Annotated in this window: 18 protein-coding genes; 4 read left to right on the forward strand and 14 right to left on the reverse strand. The window is 69.2% G+C overall.

From position 1 onward, the window contains the following. Positions 1-95: 95 nt before the first annotated feature. From BC102111_RS00605 to BC102111_RS00620, 4 genes are all read right to left on the reverse strand, one after another. On the reverse strand, positions 96-554 hold the full coding sequence (locus tag BC102111_RS00605) for an RrF2 family transcriptional regulator (RefSeq protein WP_040341421.1): 459 nt from the start codon (positions 552-554) through the stop codon (positions 96-98). 145 nt (positions 555-699) lie between these two features. Next, positions 700-1,596, reverse strand: coding sequence for a sulfite exporter TauE/SafE family protein (locus BC102111_RS00610; RefSeq protein WP_009376689.1), 897 nt, complete (start codon positions 1,594-1,596; stop codon positions 700-702). Between the two features lie 342 nt (positions 1,597-1,938). Beyond that, the gene (locus BC102111_RS00615) at positions 1,939-2,676 is read right to left on the reverse strand and encodes a GH25 family lysozyme (protein WP_101623367.1); all 738 of its coding nucleotides are present in this window, start codon (positions 2,674-2,676) and stop codon (positions 1,939-1,941) included. A 125-nt stretch (positions 2,677-2,801) separates the two neighbouring features. After that, positions 2,802-4,067: a pyridoxal phosphate-dependent aminotransferase gene (locus tag BC102111_RS00620; RefSeq protein ID WP_009376685.1), complete on the reverse strand. Its 1,266-nt coding sequence runs from the start codon at positions 4,065-4,067 to the stop codon at positions 2,802-2,804. 226 nt (positions 4,068-4,293) lie between these two features. Here BC102111_RS00620 and BC102111_RS00625 point away from each other — a divergent pair, with 226 nt between their 5' ends. From BC102111_RS00625 to BC102111_RS00635, 3 genes are read left to right on the forward strand one after another with little or no spacing between them, the layout of a single operon-like run. Further along, complete coding sequence (locus BC102111_RS00625) at positions 4,294-4,914, forward strand: TetR/AcrR family transcriptional regulator (protein WP_180960555.1); 621 nt, start codon at positions 4,294-4,296, stop codon at positions 4,912-4,914. A 43-nt stretch (positions 4,915-4,957) separates the two neighbouring features. Next, on the forward strand, positions 4,958-5,743 hold the full coding sequence (locus tag BC102111_RS00630) for an ABC transporter ATP-binding protein (protein ID WP_101623369.1): 786 nt from the start codon (positions 4,958-4,960) through the stop codon (positions 5,741-5,743). Further along, entirely contained in the window at positions 5,740-6,474 is a 735-nt protein-coding gene (locus tag BC102111_RS00635; RefSeq protein ID WP_101623370.1) for an ABC transporter permease, read from the forward strand. The genes BC102111_RS00630 and BC102111_RS00635 overlap by 4 nt, the downstream gene beginning before the upstream one ends. Positions 6,475-6,547: 73 nt before the next feature. On the opposite strand, the gene BC102111_RS00640 is transcribed toward BC102111_RS00635, so the two are convergent. The 7 genes from BC102111_RS00640 to BC102111_RS00670 all read right to left on the reverse strand — a co-directional run bounded on the left by BC102111_RS00640 (position 6,548) and on the right by BC102111_RS00670 (position 12,754). Continuing rightward, entirely contained in the window at positions 6,548-7,123 is a 576-nt protein-coding gene (locus BC102111_RS00640) for a GNAT family N-acetyltransferase (RefSeq protein WP_009376670.1), read from the reverse strand. Between the two features lie 44 nt (positions 7,124-7,167). Further along, positions 7,168-8,292 carry an ABC transporter permease gene (locus BC102111_RS00645; protein ID WP_101623371.1) on the reverse strand — a complete coding sequence of 375 codons (1,125 nt, stop codon included), beginning with the start codon at positions 8,290-8,292 and terminating at the stop codon, positions 7,168-7,170. Beyond that, positions 8,289-9,176: an ABC transporter ATP-binding protein gene (locus tag BC102111_RS00650; RefSeq protein WP_101623372.1), complete on the reverse strand. Its 888-nt coding sequence runs from the start codon at positions 9,174-9,176 to the stop codon at positions 8,289-8,291. Before BC102111_RS00650 ends, BC102111_RS00645 begins: the two co-directional genes overlap by 4 nt. 34 nt (positions 9,177-9,210) lie before the next feature. Then, positions 9,211-9,888 (reverse strand): TetR/AcrR family transcriptional regulator, encoded by a 678-nt coding sequence (locus BC102111_RS00655; protein WP_146001377.1) that lies wholly within the window; start codon positions 9,886-9,888, stop codon positions 9,211-9,213. Positions 9,889-10,089: 201 nt separating this feature from the next. Continuing rightward, entirely contained in the window at positions 10,090-10,752 is a 663-nt protein-coding gene (locus tag BC102111_RS00660; protein WP_101623374.1) for a response regulator, read from the reverse strand. Next, a complete protein-coding gene (locus tag BC102111_RS00665) occupies positions 10,749-12,176 on the reverse strand; it encodes a sensor histidine kinase (protein WP_101623375.1) in 1,428 nt (475 codons plus the stop codon). The genes BC102111_RS00660 and BC102111_RS00665 overlap by 4 nt, the downstream gene beginning before the upstream one ends. A gap of 143 nt (positions 12,177-12,319) precedes the next feature. Continuing rightward, positions 12,320-12,754 (reverse strand): hypothetical protein, encoded by a 435-nt coding sequence (locus tag BC102111_RS00670; protein ID WP_101623376.1) that lies wholly within the window; start codon positions 12,752-12,754, stop codon positions 12,320-12,322. A 94-nt stretch (positions 12,755-12,848) separates the two neighbouring features. On the opposite strand from BC102111_RS00670, the gene BC102111_RS00675 reads away from it, so the two are divergent. Beyond that, positions 12,849-13,616 carry a hypothetical protein gene (locus BC102111_RS00675; protein WP_101623377.1) on the forward strand — a complete coding sequence of 256 codons (768 nt, stop codon included), beginning with the start codon at positions 12,849-12,851 and terminating at the stop codon, positions 13,614-13,616. Here BC102111_RS00675 and BC102111_RS00680 read toward each other — a convergent pair whose 3' ends face one another. The 3 genes from BC102111_RS00680 to BC102111_RS00690 all read right to left on the reverse strand — a co-directional run bounded on the left by BC102111_RS00680 (position 13,617) and on the right by BC102111_RS00690 (position 16,081). Continuing rightward, the gene (locus BC102111_RS00680) at positions 13,617-14,564 is read right to left on the reverse strand and encodes an anti-sigma factor (protein WP_095375312.1); all 948 of its coding nucleotides are present in this window, start codon (positions 14,562-14,564) and stop codon (positions 13,617-13,619) included. Next, positions 14,561-15,175, reverse strand: coding sequence for a sigma-70 family RNA polymerase sigma factor (locus tag BC102111_RS00685; RefSeq protein WP_095375313.1), 615 nt, complete (start codon positions 15,173-15,175; stop codon positions 14,561-14,563). Before BC102111_RS00685 ends, BC102111_RS00680 begins: the two co-directional genes overlap by 4 nt. Before the next feature lie 240 nt (positions 15,176-15,415). Beyond that, on the reverse strand, positions 15,416-16,081 hold the full coding sequence (locus BC102111_RS00690) for a fasciclin domain-containing protein (RefSeq protein ID WP_063249477.1): 666 nt from the start codon (positions 16,079-16,081) through the stop codon (positions 15,416-15,418). Between the last annotated feature and the right edge of the window lie 47 nt (positions 16,082-16,128).

The raw sequence follows: 16,128 nt of genomic DNA on the forward strand, positions 1-16,128 counted from the left end.
GGACACACCGAATCCAGCAGTGAGAATCCTGCACCTGGCGGTGAGGGCGCGGTGTTTTCCGGCGGCGCGGGTTCTGTGTTTCGGGCGGTGAGCGCTCAGTGCGGTTGCCAGGCGTCTTCGATCGCGGCCTTGTCGGCGATCTCCGGAGGCAGGGTCTTCGCCGCGAGGTCGGCGATCGTCACCTTCTCGAGGACGTCACGCAGCGCATAGCGGGCGGCGACCCAGACCTGCTGGAGCGCCTCGGCGGCGGCATCGTACTCGACGGCCTCGGGGCGTTGGCCGTAGATGGAGACGAGGGGGCCGTCGACGGCGCGGATGACATCGGCTGCGGTCACCTCGGCGGCGGAGTCCGCGAACCGCCACCCTCCGGACTTCCCGCGCACGGACACGAGGATGCCTGCCCGGCGGAGGTCGGCGAGGATGGCCTGGAGGAATCCCTTCGGGATGTCCTGGCGGCGGCCGAGTTCGTCGGCGCTGATGGGGTCGCCGTCGCCGCTGGCGGCGATCTCGATGAGCGCGCGCAGCGCGTAGTCGGATTTCGTGGTGACCCGCATGCCGTCATCGTACAGCGGCACTGTCCTCGCACTGCGGGACCGTGAAGGTGCAGCGGCGCCGTCGTCGTGCGGCGGGACTGTCATCGTACGGCGGCACCGCGGCCCGACCGTGGTCGTTCCGCGGTGCCGTGGACGGCTCAGCGGCTCATGCGTCGGCCGCGACCGGTTCGGCCGCCTCCTCGCGTCGCGACTTCCGCTCGAGGCGGACGACATGGACGAGGAGCGAGACCCAGACGAGCGCGAGCCCGATGAGGATCGTCGTGAGCACCGGGGTCGAGGCGCCGAGAGCCAGTGCGATCGTCCGTGCGTTGGTGAGGATGATGATGCCGCCCGCGGCGATCGCGAGCACCTTCGCGGGGAGGATCTTCACCAGCCACGCGGCGAAGGGGGCAGCGATGATGCCGCCGACGAGGAGGGCCCCGGCGATCGACCACTCGATGCCCTGTGAGCCGAGGGCGAAGAGGAAGCCGAGCGAGCCGCCGACGGCGACGACGAACTCGCTCGTGTCGATCGAGCCGACGACCTTGCGCGGTTCGAGACGACCGGAGGAGAGCAGCGTCGTCGTGCCGACGGGACCCCAGCCCCCGCCGCCGATCGCGTCGAGGGCGCCGCCGACGAGGCCGATGGGGACGAGGAGGGTCTTCCCCGGACGCGCTTTGAACGTCGGCCTCGCCCCGCCGAGGGCGAGGAAGCGCCAGATCACGTAGATGCCCAGGGCGAGCAGGAGGCCCGAGATCCACGGCGTCGCCGCATCGCCATTGAGGCCGGCGAGGAACGTCGCACCGGCGAAGGCGCCGATGAATCCGGGAACGGCGAGGATGAGGACGGTGCGCCAGTCGACGTTGCCGAACTTGTGGTGTGAGATGCCGGAGACGAGGGAGGTGCCGATCTCGGAGAAGTGCACCGCCGCCGAGGCGGTCGCCGGGGCGATGCCCGTGGCCAGCAGCAGGGTCGTCGACGTCACACCGTACGCCATGCCGAGGGAGCCGTCGATGAGCTGGGCGATGAGCCCGACGATGCCTAAGACGATGAGCTGCCGCATGGAGGCCGCCTTTCCGTTGCGTGAGGATTGTTGAGCAGTTCTGCGGTACCCCCACACAATAGCCACTAAGTTGAGTGGATTACTACACTATGAACTTCTGTGACGCGGCGAGGCGGAGAGTGGCGGTGATTCGGCGGATGGTCGCGGTGTCTCGGGCCGCGCTGGGCTTGTCTGCTGAAGGGCTGGCGGCGGAAATCGTCGGTTGGGTGGCGCGGGATCAGTGGGTGGGGAGCCCAGATTGCTCAACTGTGTCGTCGTGATGGACACGATGTCGTCGTGGTGGAGGCGATACAGATTTGATGGCGAGGGTGGAGTGCGCGTGCCGGAGCGCGCTCCGTCCGCCTACTCTGAGCCGGGGATGGCGCCGAGGCGGAGGACGTCGAGGTCGACCTGCCCCTCGATGCCGTCGATCTTCGCGAAGTAGTGGACCTGCCACATCGTCCAGCTGTCGTCGGCCGGCCGGACGAAGAAGTTCGTCACCCACTGCGGGCGCTCGGCCAGCGCGCCGATCGAATACTCGGAGGTGAAGGACCCCCTCGCGTAGACGAGCAGGGGCCGACCCCACGCCTCCTCGACGGTGCGGCGGAAGTCGGTGAGCTCGGCATCGACCTCGGCCTGGGACGGTCGCCTCTCGCACGTGCCGATGAGCTCGAGATCGATCGCCGGGGCGAGCGCATCCGCGTCGGGCGGGGCTGCTGAGAGGAAGTTCTCGGCCTGTTCGGCGCCCGGCGAGCACAGGGTGAAGAAGTGGTAGGCGCCGCGACGGATCCCGGCCTCGCCTGCACCCGCCCAGTTCTCGGTGAAGCGGGGGTCGACGTAGTCGTTGCCCTCGGTCGCCTTGATCATCGCGGCCCCGACGTCGTCACCGGCGACGGCTGGCCAGTCGATGGCGCCCTGATGGTTGGAGACGTCGATCGCGAGCACCTCGCCCGCCTGGAGTGCCGGCCTGCCGTTCGGCACGTAGGCGAACCACCAGGCGGCACCGATGCCGACGACAGCGACGAGGACGATCGCGGTGACGATCAGCGGCCTGCGCGAACGCCTGCCGCGCCGCCGTCGTGAGGAGTGGTGTGCGCCCATCACCCCAGGTTAGCGGCGGTCCCGGCCGGCCCTGGAACTCGGGCTCGGGTTCCAGGCCGCCGACGTCGGGCCGCTCAGCCCCAGATCTCAGGCCCCCGACGTCAGCCGCCGGAAGCTGCACGAGCTCAGGCCGCGCCCTCGACATCACGGACGACGGGAAGCTCGCACGTCGTCGGCGCGACCTGGTGGTAACCGGAGAGGAATTCGCCGAGGCGTCCGATCGACTCCTCGAGCACGTCGACCGAGGGCAGTGTGACGAGCCGGAAGTGATCGGGGCGCGACCAGTTGAACGCGGTGCCGTGGGAGATGAGGATCTTCTGTTCGCGCAGGAGGTCGAGCGCGAACTGCTCGTCGTCGGTGATCCCGAACCTCTCGGTATCGAGCTTCGCGAAGAGGTAGAGCGCCCCATCGGCCTGCTGCGCGCTCACGCCGTCGATCGCGTTGAGCCCGGCATGGGCGACGGCCATCTGCTCGCCGAGGCGACCGGTCGGCAGGACGAGGTCCTCGATGGACTGGCGACCGCCGAGAGCAGCCTGGATCGCGTGCTGAGCCGGGACGTTCGCGCACATCCGCATGTTCGCGAGCAGGGTGATCCCCTCGATGTAGCTCTTCGCCTCCGACAGCGGTCCGGTGATCGCGAGCCAGCCGGCCCGGTAGCCGGCGATCCGGTAGGCCTTCGACAGGCCCGAATACGTCAGACACAGCACGTCGTCGCCGGTCAGGGTCGCCAGGTTGACCATCTCGACGCCGTTGTAGGTGATCTTCTCGTAGATCTCGTCGGCGAAGACGATGAGGTCGTGTCGGCGGGCGATGTCAACGATCGCGGCGAGCGTCTCGCGCGGGTAGACGGCGCCGGTCGGGTTGTTCGGGTTGATGACGACGATGCCGCGGGTGTGGTCGGTGATCTTCGACTCGAGGTCCTCGAGGTCGGGCAGCCAGCCGTTCTCGTCATCGCAGAGATAGTGCTTCGGGGTGCCTCCGGACAGCGCCACCGAGGCGGTCCACAGCGGGTAATCGGGACTGGGGACGAGGATCTCGTCGCCGGGATTGCACAGTGCCTGCAGGGAGAGGGTGATGAGCTCGCTCACCCCGTTGCCGAGGAAGACCTCACGCGTATCGAGGTTCGTGATCCCCTTCGACTCGTAGTGCTGGACGACCGCGCGGCGACCGGAGAGGATGCCCCGGGACTCGGAGTAGCCCTGTGCGTGGGGCAGGTGCCCGACCATGTCCTGGACGATCGCCTCGGGGGCTTCGAAGCCGAAGGGTGCCGGATTGCCGATGTTGAGCTTGAGGATCGTGTGTCCCGCTGCCTCCATCGCCTCCGCCTCCTCGAGGACGGGTCCCCGGATGTCATAGAGGACGTTGGCCAGCTTCGACGACTGCCTGAACATGTGAGCCTTTCCCTGAGAGTGCTGCCTCTCCCACGCTATTGCCCGACCCTGGGTGGTTCCGACCCGGCAGAGGCGCGTTTCGAACACCTTTGACCGCCTCGGCGGACCGTTGTGCAGACCTTTGCGCCGCAGCGGCGTCCGGACCAGCGTGCGATGCCGGTGCCGGCGCGGTCTCCTCCCTCCGTGCACAGTGCCCAGCCGATCGCGCCCGACTAAGCTGAGGTCTGTGCCCCCGAACCAGCGCCGCCGCGGTCGTCCGCCGAAGTCGTCCGGCGGTGACGCGCGCCAGGCGATCGCCGAGGCGGCCGCCGCCGAGTTCTCCGAGCGCGGCTACGACGCCGCCTCGATGCGGGGGATCGCCCGCCGGGCCGGCGTCGACCCCGCCCTCATCCACCACTACTTCGACTCGAAGGCCGCCCTCTTCGCCGAGGCGGTCAGGCTTCCCGTGCGCCCCGACAGAATCGTCCGCCGCGCGCTCGACGCCCCGCTCGACCGCCTCGGCGATGCGATCGCGACGACGGTGCTCACGGCGTGGGAGGATCCGCGGGTCAAGCCCGTCGGCATCACCCTGCTCAAATCGGCGATCGGGGGTTCGGCCGCAGGCGGTCTGGTCAGGCAGTTCCTCGTTCGCGAGCTCGGCAGTCAGATCGCCGGCAGGCTTGCGGCCGAGGGCGTCGAGGCGACCGAGGCGGATCTGCGGGCCTCCCTCGTCCTCGCCCAGATGGCGGGGGCGCTCATCGTCCGGCACGTCGTCGTCCTCGAACCGCTCGCCTCGGCGCCGCTGAACGAGGTGATCGCCCGGGTCGGTCCGGCTCTGCAGGGGCACATCGACGGTCGTGGCGGCTGACCGACCCTTGACGTGAGCGCGCATCGGGCGTGTAATTCATCATATGGTGAATAATTCGATCGAGATCCGGGACCTCACGGTCCGGCGCGGGAGGACGACGGTCCTCGACCGCCTCGATCTCAGCGTGCCCGGTGGGGAGATCGTCGGACTCCTCGGCCCGAGCGGCAGCGGGAAGACGACGCTCATGCGGGCGATCGTCGGGGTGCAGACCATCCGCGGCGGCGAGGTCAGCGTGCTCGGACGGCGCGCGGGATCGTCCGCACTGCGCCACCGGGTCGGCTACATGACCCAGCAGGCGAGCATCTACGACGACCTCACCGTCGAGCAGAACCTTCGCTACTTCGCCCGCGTCGTCGGGGCTCCCGCGACCGACGTCGCCCGAGTGATCGAGCGCACCGGGCTCAGCGCGCAGGCTCGCCAGCTCGCCCGGACGCTCTCAGGCGGTCAGGCGAACCGGGTGTCGCTCGCGGCGGCGATGCTCGGCACCCCCGAGCTGCTCGTCCTCGATGAGCCGACGGTCGGCCTCGACCCCGTGCTGCGCGCCGAACTCTGGGACATCTTCCGGGGGCTCGTCGACGACGGGGCGACGATCCTCGTCTCGAGCCATGTCATGGACGAGGCCACGCGCTGCGACCGGCTCCTCCTCATGCGCGACGGCCGTGTCATCGCCGACTCGTCTCCGCAGAGTCTCCTCCGCGAGACCGGGTCGGCGACGGCGGAGGACGCCTTCCTCCGGATCATCGAACGCGACCGCAGCGATGACCGAGGTCAGGGCCACCGCCTCCTCGGCGAGAGGCGCCCCACCCGGCCGAGGGGAGGTCGGCGATGACCCCGCAGCGCACGCTGGCGACGACGGGTCGCGTGCTCGCCCAGATCCGCCACGATCCCCGCACGATCGCCCTCCTCCTCGTCGTGCCGAGCCTGCTCATCGGGCTCGTCGCGTGGATCTTCGACGAGACCGATGTATTCGAGACGATCGGGCCGGCGATGCTCGCGCTCTTCCCGTTCATCGTCATGTTCCTCGTCACGAGCATCAGCACCCTGCGTGAGCGGCGCAGCGGCACCCTCGAGCGCCTGCTGTCGATGCCGCTGGGCAAGGGCGACTTCATCCTCGGCTACACACTCGCCTTCGGTCTCCTCGCGATCGTCCAGACGGCGATCGCCGTCGCCTTCGCGGTGGGGGTGTGCGGTCTGACGATCGACGGCTCGCTCGGCCTCCTCTTCGTCGTCGCGATCGCCGACGCCCTGCTCGGGACCGCACTCGGGCTGCTCGCGAGTGCGTTCGCCCGCACCGAATTCCAGGTCGTCCAGTTCATGCCGGTCCTCGTCTTCCCGCAGATCCTCCTCGGCGGGATCTTCCTCCCGCGTGACCGGTTGCCGGACGTGCTCGAGGTGATCGGCGACTGGCTGCCGCTCTCCCACGCGATCGACGCGCTCACGGCGGTGGCGACCGGGGACGAGGACGCAAGCTGGGTGTGGCTGCGGATCCTTTTCATCGGCTGCTGGATCGTCGGGGCGATCGTCGTCGGGTCGCTCACCCTGCGCAGGCGCACCCCGTAGGAGCCGTGCGCGGTGCGTCGTCATCGCCTCGCTGATGCGCTGGGCGAGGTGGTGCGATCGGGTCGGGCTGTGTTCACGCGGTGACGCGGTCGCTGGCGAGCATGGCGAAGACGAGGGTGTCCGTCCACTCGCCCTTCGACCACCAGTCCTGACGCAGATGCGCCTCCCGCTTCATCCCGATCCGCTCGGCCAGCTTCGCCGAGGCGGTGTTCCGGGCGTCCATCTGCGCGACGACCCGACGCAGCTCACAGTCGTCGAAGGCCATGTTGAGCACGGCGATCGCGGCCTCCGAGGCGAAGCCGTGACCGCTCGCGGCAGGGTCGAGCACCCAGCCGATCTCCGCCTTCGTCGGATCAGTGCCGTCGAGCCAGATCCCGATGTCGCCGATGACCCGCGACCCGGCGATCGCGTCGTTGTCGTCATCGGTCTCGATGACGAGGGCGAGCGCCTTCGCCTCCCCACTCAGCCCCGTGCGCTGCAGCCGCTTGCCGACCTCGGTGCGCGCCGCCTCGGCGGTCCACGGGTCGCCGAGGAGGAACCGCGAGACGTCCTCGCGAGAGTAGATCGGCAGCAGCGCCTCGGCGTCGGAGGGCTGGTAGGTGCGCAGTCGCAGCCGATCGGTGTGCAGCGTCAGTGCCGGCTCGCTCATAGCGTCTACCGAACCACGCCGGGACCCCGCGGTCAAGGTGCGGGTCACGCAGGACGCAGGGCCTGCCTCCACGTCACGCGCGGACCCGAGCGGAGGATCGAGCCCTCGAAGATGCGGGTCGCGAGCAGCAGGGCGAGGACGGTCGTGAGACCGAGGATCGCGAGCGAGACGACCGGCTCCCACCACTCGGTCGTGCCCATGAACACCCGCATCGGCACGGCGACGGCGGCGGAGAACGGAATGTAGCTGAGCACGGCCATGACCGCCTCGTTGTCGGCGAAGAGGACGACGGCCATGTACGGCAGGAGGATGAGCATCATGAGCGGGGAACTCGTCGACCCGAGGTCCTCCGACCGGGAGACCATCGAGGCGGCCGCAGCGTAGAGGGCGGCGATCATGACGAAGCCGACGACGAAGAGCGGGATGAACCACGCGATCGGGGCGGCGAGGCGGCCGAGGACGAGATCGTTGCCGCTGATCGCGGCCCCGACGAGGACGGCGACCGCGGTGAGCGCGATCTGCGCGAACGCGAGGATCGAACACGCGATGACCTTGCCGAACATGAGCACCTTCGCCGAGGCGGACGCGAGGAGGATCTCGACGATCCGCGACTGCTTCTCCTCGACGACGGAGGACGCGATCGTCATCCCGAAGGTCATAGCGGAGCTGAGGAAGATGAGCCCGAGGCCGAGTCCGATGAACTTCGTCAGCGTCGGATCCGGGGCGTCGGGGTCGAGGATCTCGACGTCCGGGGTGAGGCTGAGCGCCCCGGCCAGCGATTCCGGAGCCGACCGCAGGGCGATGACGGTGGTGCCGGTCGGCGAGTCCGGTGAGTCGACGACGGCCGCGGCGACCGCCTCGGTGCGCACGAGCTCCTTCGCCTCCTCGACGCCGGCGACCTCGACCGGTTCGATGCCCTCGATCCCGGCCACGGTCTCCGCCGAGGTCACCGCCACCTTGTCCGTCGAGGCGAACAGAGAGGGCAGCGCCCCCGATGCGGCGACGGCGGCGCCGAAGAGGACGATCGAGAGCAGGGTCGAGATCATGAACGCCTTCGACTTCACTCGCACCATGATCTCGCGTTCGATGACGAGGCCGATGGCCGTGGTGAAGCTCGCCCGGGTGGGCCGGGTCGGTGCAGTCCGGTCCGTTGCGGTGATGGTGCTCATGGCTGCGTGACCTCCTGGAAGAGACGGTTGAGTGGAACGGAGTGCGGAGCGAACGACCTCACCGAGGACACGGACAGCGCCCGGCGCAGGACCGCCTCGGCGGCATCGGCATCCGGGGCGGTGAAGCGCACCCACGAGCCGTCGAACTCGGTGACGTCGACCTCGGGGACCTCACGGACCCACGCGAGGTCGGCGTCGGCCTCGAGCGTCCACTCGGGCAGGCTGCGGGAGCGGCGCAGCTCATCGGCCGTGCCCGTCGCGATGAGCCGGCCGTCACCGATGATGACGAGGTCGTCGACGAGGCGTTCGACGAGGTCGAGCTGATGGCTCGAGAAGAGGACCGGGGCGCCGGTGGCGGCGAAGTCCGAGAGCACCTGGAGAGTGCGTTCGACGGCGGCGGGGTCGAGGCCGGAGAAGGGCTCGTCGAGGACGAGGGCGCGCGGGCTGTGGATGAGCGCGGCGGCGATCTGGACCTTCTGCTGGTTGCCGAGGCTGACCGATTCGAGGGTGTCGCTCGGCTCGCCCTTGAGGTCGAGGCGCTCGAGGAGGTCGAGTCCGCGGCGCTTGGCGTCGTGGCGGCTGAGCCCGTGGAAGCGGGCGAGGTAGACGAGCTGATCGATGATCGGCATCTTCGGGTAGAGCCCGCGCTCTTCGGGCATGTAGCCGATCGCGCTCCGATCGGCAGGGGTGATGTCGGTGCCGTCGACGGTGATCCGTCCGCTGTCTGCGGCGAGGACGCCGAGGAGGATGCGCATCGTCGTCGTCTTCCCCGAACCGTTCGATCCGACGAAGCCGGTCATCCGGCCCGCGCCGATCGAGAAGCTCAGGTCGTGGAGCACCTGCGTGGCACCGAAGCTGCGGGAGATTCCCTCGAGAGTGATCATGCTCCCACGCTACGGCCGAGCGGCCGTCTGCGGCTCAGTCGTGCGGACGAGATCGGACTCCGCTGGCCGGGGGAGCCGAGGCTGCGGCGCTCGCCTGGTCGATGAGCAGGCAGGCGAGAGCGACGGTGCGATCGACGTCGGCGTCGTCGAGCAGTGGTGCACCCGGGATGAGGGAGCGCATGAGGAAGGGGCCGACGCACGCCTCCATGAGGGTGTCCATGTCGAGGCCGGAGCGCACCGCGTCTCCGCGCTCCTCCGCCCGGGCGAGGATCGCCTCGAGCACAGCCATCCGCTGCGGGAGGAAGCCCTCGACGAACGGTCCCGAGGTCTCCGGGGACTCCTGCATGTGCGCAAGCCAGCCCGGCATCGCCGCCCGGACGAACGGGTCGTTGAAGATCTCGGCCTGTGCGGTCTGGAAGGCACAGAGATCGCCGGTCAGCGACCCGGTGTCGGCGGGGACGCTGAGCTGATGGCGCCGTTCGACGAGCGCCGGGACGAGGTCGGCGACGCTGTCGAAGCGACGGTAGAAGGCGGGTTTGCTCGTTCCGGCCGCTTTGACGATCGCCGCGATCGTCGCCGCCGAGTAGCCGTCGTCGATGATGATCCGTGCCGCCGCGTCGAGGATCGAGGAGTCGATCGAATCGTCTCGAGGGCGACCGGAGAGCCTCTGGATGATGATGTCGACAATCCTTCTTCGGGTCGGGTCGCTCACGTCGACTGCAGCCGGGACTCCCGGCACCAGGGACGTTGAAGACCATCTTACATTGCGTTACGATACGTAATGCAAGTGGAGTCCGACTCCGCGTGCACTCCCCGAGGAGTATCCGATGACGGCCATCCCCAGAGGCGCCTCGGCGTTCTCAGCCTCGTCATCAGGGGCTGCCGGTGCGCTCGCACCGGCAGCCCCGGACCCTCAGCGGCCTTCGCCGACTCTCACGACCCCGTGCTCATACGCCCAGATGACCGCGTGCGTGCGGTCGCGGATGCCGAGCTTCGCGAGCACATTCGACACGTGCGTCTTCACCGTCGCCTCCCCGAGGAAGAGCTGCCCGGCGATCTCGGCGTTGCTCAGACCCGTCGCGAGCAGGCGGAGCACCTCGTGTTCGCGGTCGGTGAGAGAGTTGAGCTCGGGCGCCGGGGCGGCGCTCGCCGCCGGAGTGCTCACGGAGCGTTCGATGACCCGGCGGGTGACCTCGGGTGAGAGGAGACCGTCCCCGCCGGCGAGCGCGGCCACGGCGTCGATGAGCTGTTCGGCCTCCGCGGTCTTGAGGAGGAATCCGCTCGCTCCCGCCGCGAGGGCGTCGAAGAGGAAGTCGTCGCGGTCGAAGGTCGTGAGCATGAGCACGGCGCCGGCGGCGCCCCGACGGACGATCTCCGCGGTCGCGGCGAGCCCGTCCATGACCGGCATCTGCACGTCCATGCAGATGACGTCGGGGGAGAGTTCGAGGGCCCGATCGACGGCCTCCTGCCCGTTCTCGGCCTCACCGACGACCACGATGTCGTCCTCGGACTCGAGGATCGTGCGGAAGCCGGTGCGGACCATCGACTGGTCGTCGACGAGGAGGACTCGGATCATGGGCTGACCTCCGCTGGGGCGAGTTCGTCGGGGGTCGCCGCCGAGGCGGCATCGACAGCGGGGTCCCCGTAGGGGTCAGGGGTGTCGGTCGCGTCGACCGTCCCGGAGCGGTTCCCGCTCCGGAGGGGGTAGGGCAGGCGGGCCCGGACGAGCCAGCCCCCGCGTGACTTCGGGCCGGCCTCGAGGGTGCCGCCGAGGGCGCTCATGCGTTCTCGCATCCCGATGATGCCGAGCCCTGTGCCGACCGAGGCGGCAGAGCCCGTCTCCTGGCCGGGAGCGGGGTGGGAGACGGTGGCGTCGGCATCGGTCTCCGGGAGGTGGCCGGTGGACGCGGTGCGCCGACGTGCATCGCTGACCTCGACCTCGAGTTCCGCATCGCAGTAGCGCAGGCGCACCTCCACCTCGGCGTCGGCCCCCGCGTAGCGATGACAGTTCGTCAGGGACTCCTGGATCACGCGATAGACGGAGAGCTCCATGATCGGGGTGAGTGGACGGGGCTCGCCGAGGGTCCGGAACTCGAGGCGCTGCCCGTTCCGACGCGCGTTGTCGAAGAGCTCAGGAAGGTCGCCGAGACCGGGATTGCCTGCGCCGTCGGTCGTCGGGGCTCTCGGACTGCCGGAGTCGCGGAGGGTGTGGACGAGGGTGCGCAGCTCCTCGACGGTCTCCCGGGTCGACGATTCGATGACCGCCAGGGATTCCTTCGCCCGCGCGGGGTACTTCTCGAGGCTGCGGCGGGCGGCGGCCGCGTGGATGCTCACCCCGGCGATGTGGTGGGCGACCCCATCGTGGAGTTCGCGGGCGATGCGGACGCGCTCGAGGTCGAGCGCCTGATCGGCGAGCTGTCGGCCCTGGCGGCGGACCTCGTCGTTGGCGCGTCTGAGCTCGGCGAGGAGGAGACGCTGATTCCACGCCCGGTCGCCGAACAGCCAGGCGCCGCCGAAGAAGATGATGTTGATGAGGACGGTGATGCCGGAGTTCGCGGCGTACTGGAGGACGGTGAGGCTGCCGAGGTTCGAGAGCTCGATGACCGCACCGACGATGAGGGAGGCGAAGATCGCCACGCAGAGCAGGAGGCGGGAGAGGAACGCCGAGCGGCGGTCGCTCTGCCACGCTCCGATCGCATACGTGCCCATGAAGAGGGCGATCTGGGAGACACCGGGCTCCATCGCCCCGAGGAATTGGGCGGTGACGTAGATCGCCGAGATCAGCCACGCGGTGACACTCGGGTGGAGTCGGCGCCACGGCAGGGGCAGGGCGACGGCGACCGATGCCGTGCAGGCCACCCAGAGTGGGACCTCGAAGGGCCAGAAGCCGCCGGCATCGTAGAGCGCGGCGAAGACCGATGAGCCGATGGCGAGGGCTGCGACGAGGTACCAGTCCCCGACGCGCGGTCGCCGCTCTTCGAGGGTGATCGGATCTGCCATGCCTCCAGCTTAGGCAGTGCCGACCCCGGAGACATCCGCCTCTGTGCGGATTGGCCTCCGCCGCGTGGTGGAGCCTGTTGCGGACCCGCGCGGTGGACACGGCCAGGTGCGGTCGAGACTGCGCGTTTCCGCTGAGCGCCTGCTCAGTCACCGGTGCGCACTCGGTCCTCCGCCCGAATCCCCTGCCGTGAGATCGCGAGCCAGGCGATTCCGGCTAGCGGCGGCAGGAAGAACACGACTTTGACGATCGGGGGGATCTCCACCTGTACGGCGTTGTAGGCCGCGACCGCAAGACCGAGGGCGCTCAACCCCAGTGCGATCCACCATCCGACACGGGACCGCGCCAAGGGGTGGATGAGGAGATATGCGAAGGCGACGATCAGCCCGGTGCCGGCCAGGACGAAGAGATAGGTCAGTGTCATCGATACCGCCTCGTCGAGGCCGATGCCTGAGGCGTTCGGATAGGCGTATGCTCCTGCGAGCGCCGGGCCCACCTGTCCCGCCGAGGCGCCGGTGGCGACAATGGATGCGGCGCTGGCAAGTCCGCCGATGAGGGCGGCGGTGCGGGTGCGGATCATGATGTCCTCCAGAGTCCCGAGAGTGCTGAGATGTCATGTCTCAACTCGTACTGCTAGGCTAAAGAGACATCATGTCTCAAGTCAAGGGGTTCCCATGCCGCGAACGCACCGGACCACCGAGGAAACGCGATCCCTCGTCGCCGAGGCGGTCGTCGACTTCGTCGCCCACCACGGCATCGCCGTGTGGCCGGAGATCCCTATGGAGACCATCCTTGAGAGCGCCGGGGTCTCCCGCGCCTCGGCCTACCGGATCTGGTCGGGGAGGTCGGCGTTCAGTGCGTTCGCCCTCGAGCAGTGCCTCGCTGGACATGCGATGGCTACCCTCGGCGCCGATCGCGCTCTCGCGCTCGCCCGTGAGGTCGTCGAACCGGAGGACGGCGACGGGGAATCCTCGGCACAGGCGTCGGGTACATCGGAGTCCGATGCGCGGTCCACTGATCCTTCGCGGGTGGAGAGCGCGGCCCGCTTCATCGCACTCGCCGCCGACGAAGAGCTCGACATCCTCCTCGGCTCAGATCGCTGGCGCGCCTTCGTCCGCTTCCAGGCGGTGGCCCTCGATGCCCCGACACCGGAACTCGCCGAGGTGCTCGACCGGATCGACTCCGAGGACTCCGCCAGAGTGCGTGCGGTCTACGAGAGGGTCGCGCGGGCCTGGGGACTCGCGGCCGTGTCACCTGCGGGTACCGCCGTGATCGCAGAGGCGGCCCTCCTGCTCGCCCGCAGCGCGGTGGCGAGGATCGTCTCCGGGCGCGATGAAGCGCGGATGCGCTCAACTTACATAGAAGGACTGTCTTCCCTGGTCAGGGGTGCGTTCCGGGAACGCCCGGGCGCAACGATGGACCTCGCCGAGCTCGCGGGCTGACTACAGCTCGACGGCGACGATGGGATCGCTCGTCGGCTGCGGCGACCCGCCGGAGGGCTCGACCGTGATGCCGAACTGGCTGCCCGCGGTGAACGTGCGATCGTCGATCTGCGCGCCGGCACCGGACATCAGGCCCGCGCTCTCTGGGCCGTCGGCGTCGATGACCCACATCTGCAGGTCCGAACCGCTCGGGACGTCGACATTGCTCGCGGACACGCGGATGACCTGCTCGGCCTCCGAGGAGACCACGGTGACCGAGCCGCCGTCGGGCAGCTCTGCCGTCGACGTCTTGAGGTCGGGTGCCGTCATCAGCCGCGTCGTCTCATCGAGCTGCTTCTGCGTGTGCTCGAGGCGCTCCTGGAGTGCGTACTGACGCTGCTGGGTCTGCCACGCGTTGATGCCGAAGCCCGCGATGACAAGGGCCACCGCGGCCGCTGCGGCCGCCCACGGAAGCCATGCCCGTCGGCGGCGTCGCTCGGCGAGGTCGACGGGCTGGTCGTCTCGGGGCGAGGCGGGTGACCCCGCGGATGCAGCGTCGGTGGACGCAGCGCCTGTGGATCCGGTTCGGGCCGAGGGCGGGGCCGCGGACCCGTTGCCCGCCGCGGCGGGCCCGGTCGGTGCGGATTCCATCTGACCCGTCTCGTTTGGTCGGGTGACCTCGCGCAGCGGTGCCGGCAAACGGTCGGCCGCCTCGGCGGGAGCCGCATCGGCAGCACTGTCCTCCTGTGCCACGGTATCGGGCAGGGAGAGGATCGCCGAGCGGGTCTCCTCGCTCACGGTCTGGGGCTCGTCGGACATCGCCATGAGGGCGGCGGTGTCGGTGTACGCGTCGACCTCGGCGCGGAAGTCGGCGTCGGTGTCGGCGAGGGCGCGCGCCTCGGCGAGTTCGCTCTCGCTCAGCCCACCCAGGGCCAATCCGGCGGCCAGATAGTCACGATCTGCGTTCATCGGCTCGCCTCCAAGTCTCTTCGCAGCTTCTTCATTCCGTCTCTGATCCTCGATTTGATCGTGCCCAGGGGGACTCCGAGCTCCTCTGAGATCTGAGCGTGGGTCTTCCCCTGATAGAACGCCATGACGATCGGCGTCGATTGGTCGTCGGGCAGAAGCTTGAGGGCTGAGACTGTGCGATCCGACTCTGCTTTGCTGATGACTGTCTGTTCTACCTCCTCATCGACGGTGGCGGCCTGGCGCAGGCCGTCGGCGACGTCCCGGTCACGGGAGGCCTGCACGCTGCGCACGCAGTCGATCGCGCGGCGGCGGCACATCGTCACGAGCCACGCCCGGCCGGTGCCGCGGCCGGGATCGAAGCTGCGGGCCCTTGCCCACACCTCGGCGAAGCACTCCTGGAGGACCTCCTCGGCGAGCGAGCGGCTCATCACGATCCGCATGATCACTGCCATGAGGACGGGGGACTGGGAGACGAAGAGCTCCTCGAAGGCCTCGCGGTCGCCGGCGGCCACCTCGACGAGGAGTCGACCGCAGGGATCCGACGCCGGGGTCGAGTCGATGCTCTGACCAGGCGGTGCGTCTCCCTGCGCGCCAGGGTCATGGGAAGTCATGTTCCCATCATGTCATCTCCGCCTGAGGTGGCGGGGCGACATCCCGGGAGTGCGGGGCGAAGACACCGGCTGCGGGTGGGGAAGCTGCGCCTCGGAACGGGACCCGGAGGGCCCGCATCCGGTGAGGGAAAGGCCGATGCCGCCGGAGGCCGGACCACTGGGGTCGCGGCCCCCGGCGACTCCTCCCATCCCTCAATTGGGAGGCCTGTGCGCGCCTTGCGGGGAAGGCGCAGGCGTGTCTCACTTCGGAGGCATGAGCACGCTGTCGACCATGTAGACGGTCGCATTCGCCGTCTTCACACCGCCGCAGACGAGCTTGGCGTCATCGAACGTGAGGTCGTCGCCGCTGCCGCCGATCTTGACCTTCGAACCCTCGACGGTCTCCTGCTCACCGACGACCTCGTCCGGCGAGAGCTGGCCGGGGATGACGTGGTAGGTGAGCACCTTCGTCAGTTCGTCGGCGTTGCCGGCGAGCGCATCGAGGTCGTCCTTGGGGATCTTCTCGAAGGCGTCGTTGACCGGGGCGATGACGGTGAATTCGTCGCCGTTGAGCGTGTCGACGAGGTTGACGTCCGGGTTGAGCTTGCCCGAGACGGCGTCGGTGAGCGTCGAGAGCATCGGGTTGTTCGACGCGGCGGTGGCCACCGGGTCCTGAGCCATGCCCTCGACGGAGCCGGCCCCATCGGGGTTCTGCTCGGCGTAGGCGGCGCAGCCGGATCCGACGAGCTCGGAGTCGGCCATCGCCTCCTCCGAGGCCGGCGCGGAGGTCTCCGCGGACTCGCTCGACTCGGTCTCCGAGCCGCCGCCCTCCGAGCCGCTGCCGGTGCCCGAGCAGCCCGAAAGTGCGAGGATACCGATCGCGCCGGCCGAGAGGAGTGTGGCAGTGCGGGTGCGAAGTGTCTTCATCGTTCTTCTCCTTGTTTCACTGTGGTGCGGTTCTCTGGTCGACACAG

Origin of the sequence: Brevibacterium casei CIP 102111, from assembly GCF_900169275.1 — a bacterium.
Classification (GTDB): Bacteria; Actinomycetota; Actinomycetes; order Actinomycetales; family Brevibacteriaceae; genus Brevibacterium; species Brevibacterium casei.

Coding starts and splice junctions, on each gene's coding strand:
- BC102111_RS00635 (WP_101623370.1), top strand. CDS start 5,740: ATGACCCCGCAGCGCACGCTGGCGACGACGGGTCGCGTGCTCGCCCAG.
- BC102111_RS00630 (WP_101623369.1), top strand. CDS start 4,958: ATGGTGAATAATTCGATCGAGATCCGGGACCTCACGGTCCGGCGCGGG.
- BC102111_RS00680 (WP_095375312.1), bottom strand. CDS start 14,564: ATGAACGCAGATCGTGACTATCTGGCCGCCGGATTGGCCCTGGGTGGG.
- BC102111_RS00605 (WP_040341421.1), bottom strand. CDS start 554: ATGCGGGTCACCACGAAATCCGACTACGCGCTGCGCGCGCTCATCGAG.
- BC102111_RS00650 (WP_101623372.1), bottom strand. CDS start 9,176: ATGATCACTCTCGAGGGAATCTCCCGCAGCTTCGGTGCCACGCAGGTG.
- BC102111_RS00610 (WP_009376689.1), bottom strand. CDS start 1,596: ATGCGGCAGCTCATCGTCTTAGGCATCGTCGGGCTCATCGCCCAGCTC.
- BC102111_RS00675 (WP_101623377.1), top strand. CDS start 12,849: ATGCCGCGAACGCACCGGACCACCGAGGAAACGCGATCCCTCGTCGCC.
- BC102111_RS00615 (WP_101623367.1), bottom strand. CDS start 2,676: ATGGGCGCACACCACTCCTCACGACGGCGGCGCGGCAGGCGTTCGCGC.
- BC102111_RS00690 (WP_063249477.1), bottom strand. CDS start 16,081: ATGAAGACACTTCGCACCCGCACTGCCACACTCCTCTCGGCCGGCGCG.
- BC102111_RS00660 (WP_101623374.1), bottom strand. CDS start 10,752: ATGATCCGAGTCCTCCTCGTCGACGACCAGTCGATGGTCCGCACCGGC.
- BC102111_RS00640 (WP_009376670.1), bottom strand. CDS start 7,123: ATGAGCGAGCCGGCACTGACGCTGCACACCGATCGGCTGCGACTGCGC.
- BC102111_RS00645 (WP_101623371.1), bottom strand. CDS start 8,292: ATGAGCACCATCACCGCAACGGACCGGACTGCACCGACCCGGCCCACC.
- BC102111_RS00665 (WP_101623375.1), bottom strand. CDS start 12,176: ATGGCAGATCCGATCACCCTCGAAGAGCGGCGACCGCGCGTCGGGGAC.
- BC102111_RS00685 (WP_095375313.1), bottom strand. CDS start 15,175: ATGACTTCCCATGACCCTGGCGCGCAGGGAGACGCACCGCCTGGTCAG.
- BC102111_RS00620 (WP_009376685.1), bottom strand. CDS start 4,067: ATGTTCAGGCAGTCGTCGAAGCTGGCCAACGTCCTCTATGACATCCGG.
- BC102111_RS00670 (WP_101623376.1), bottom strand. CDS start 12,754: ATGATCCGCACCCGCACCGCCGCCCTCATCGGCGGACTTGCCAGCGCC.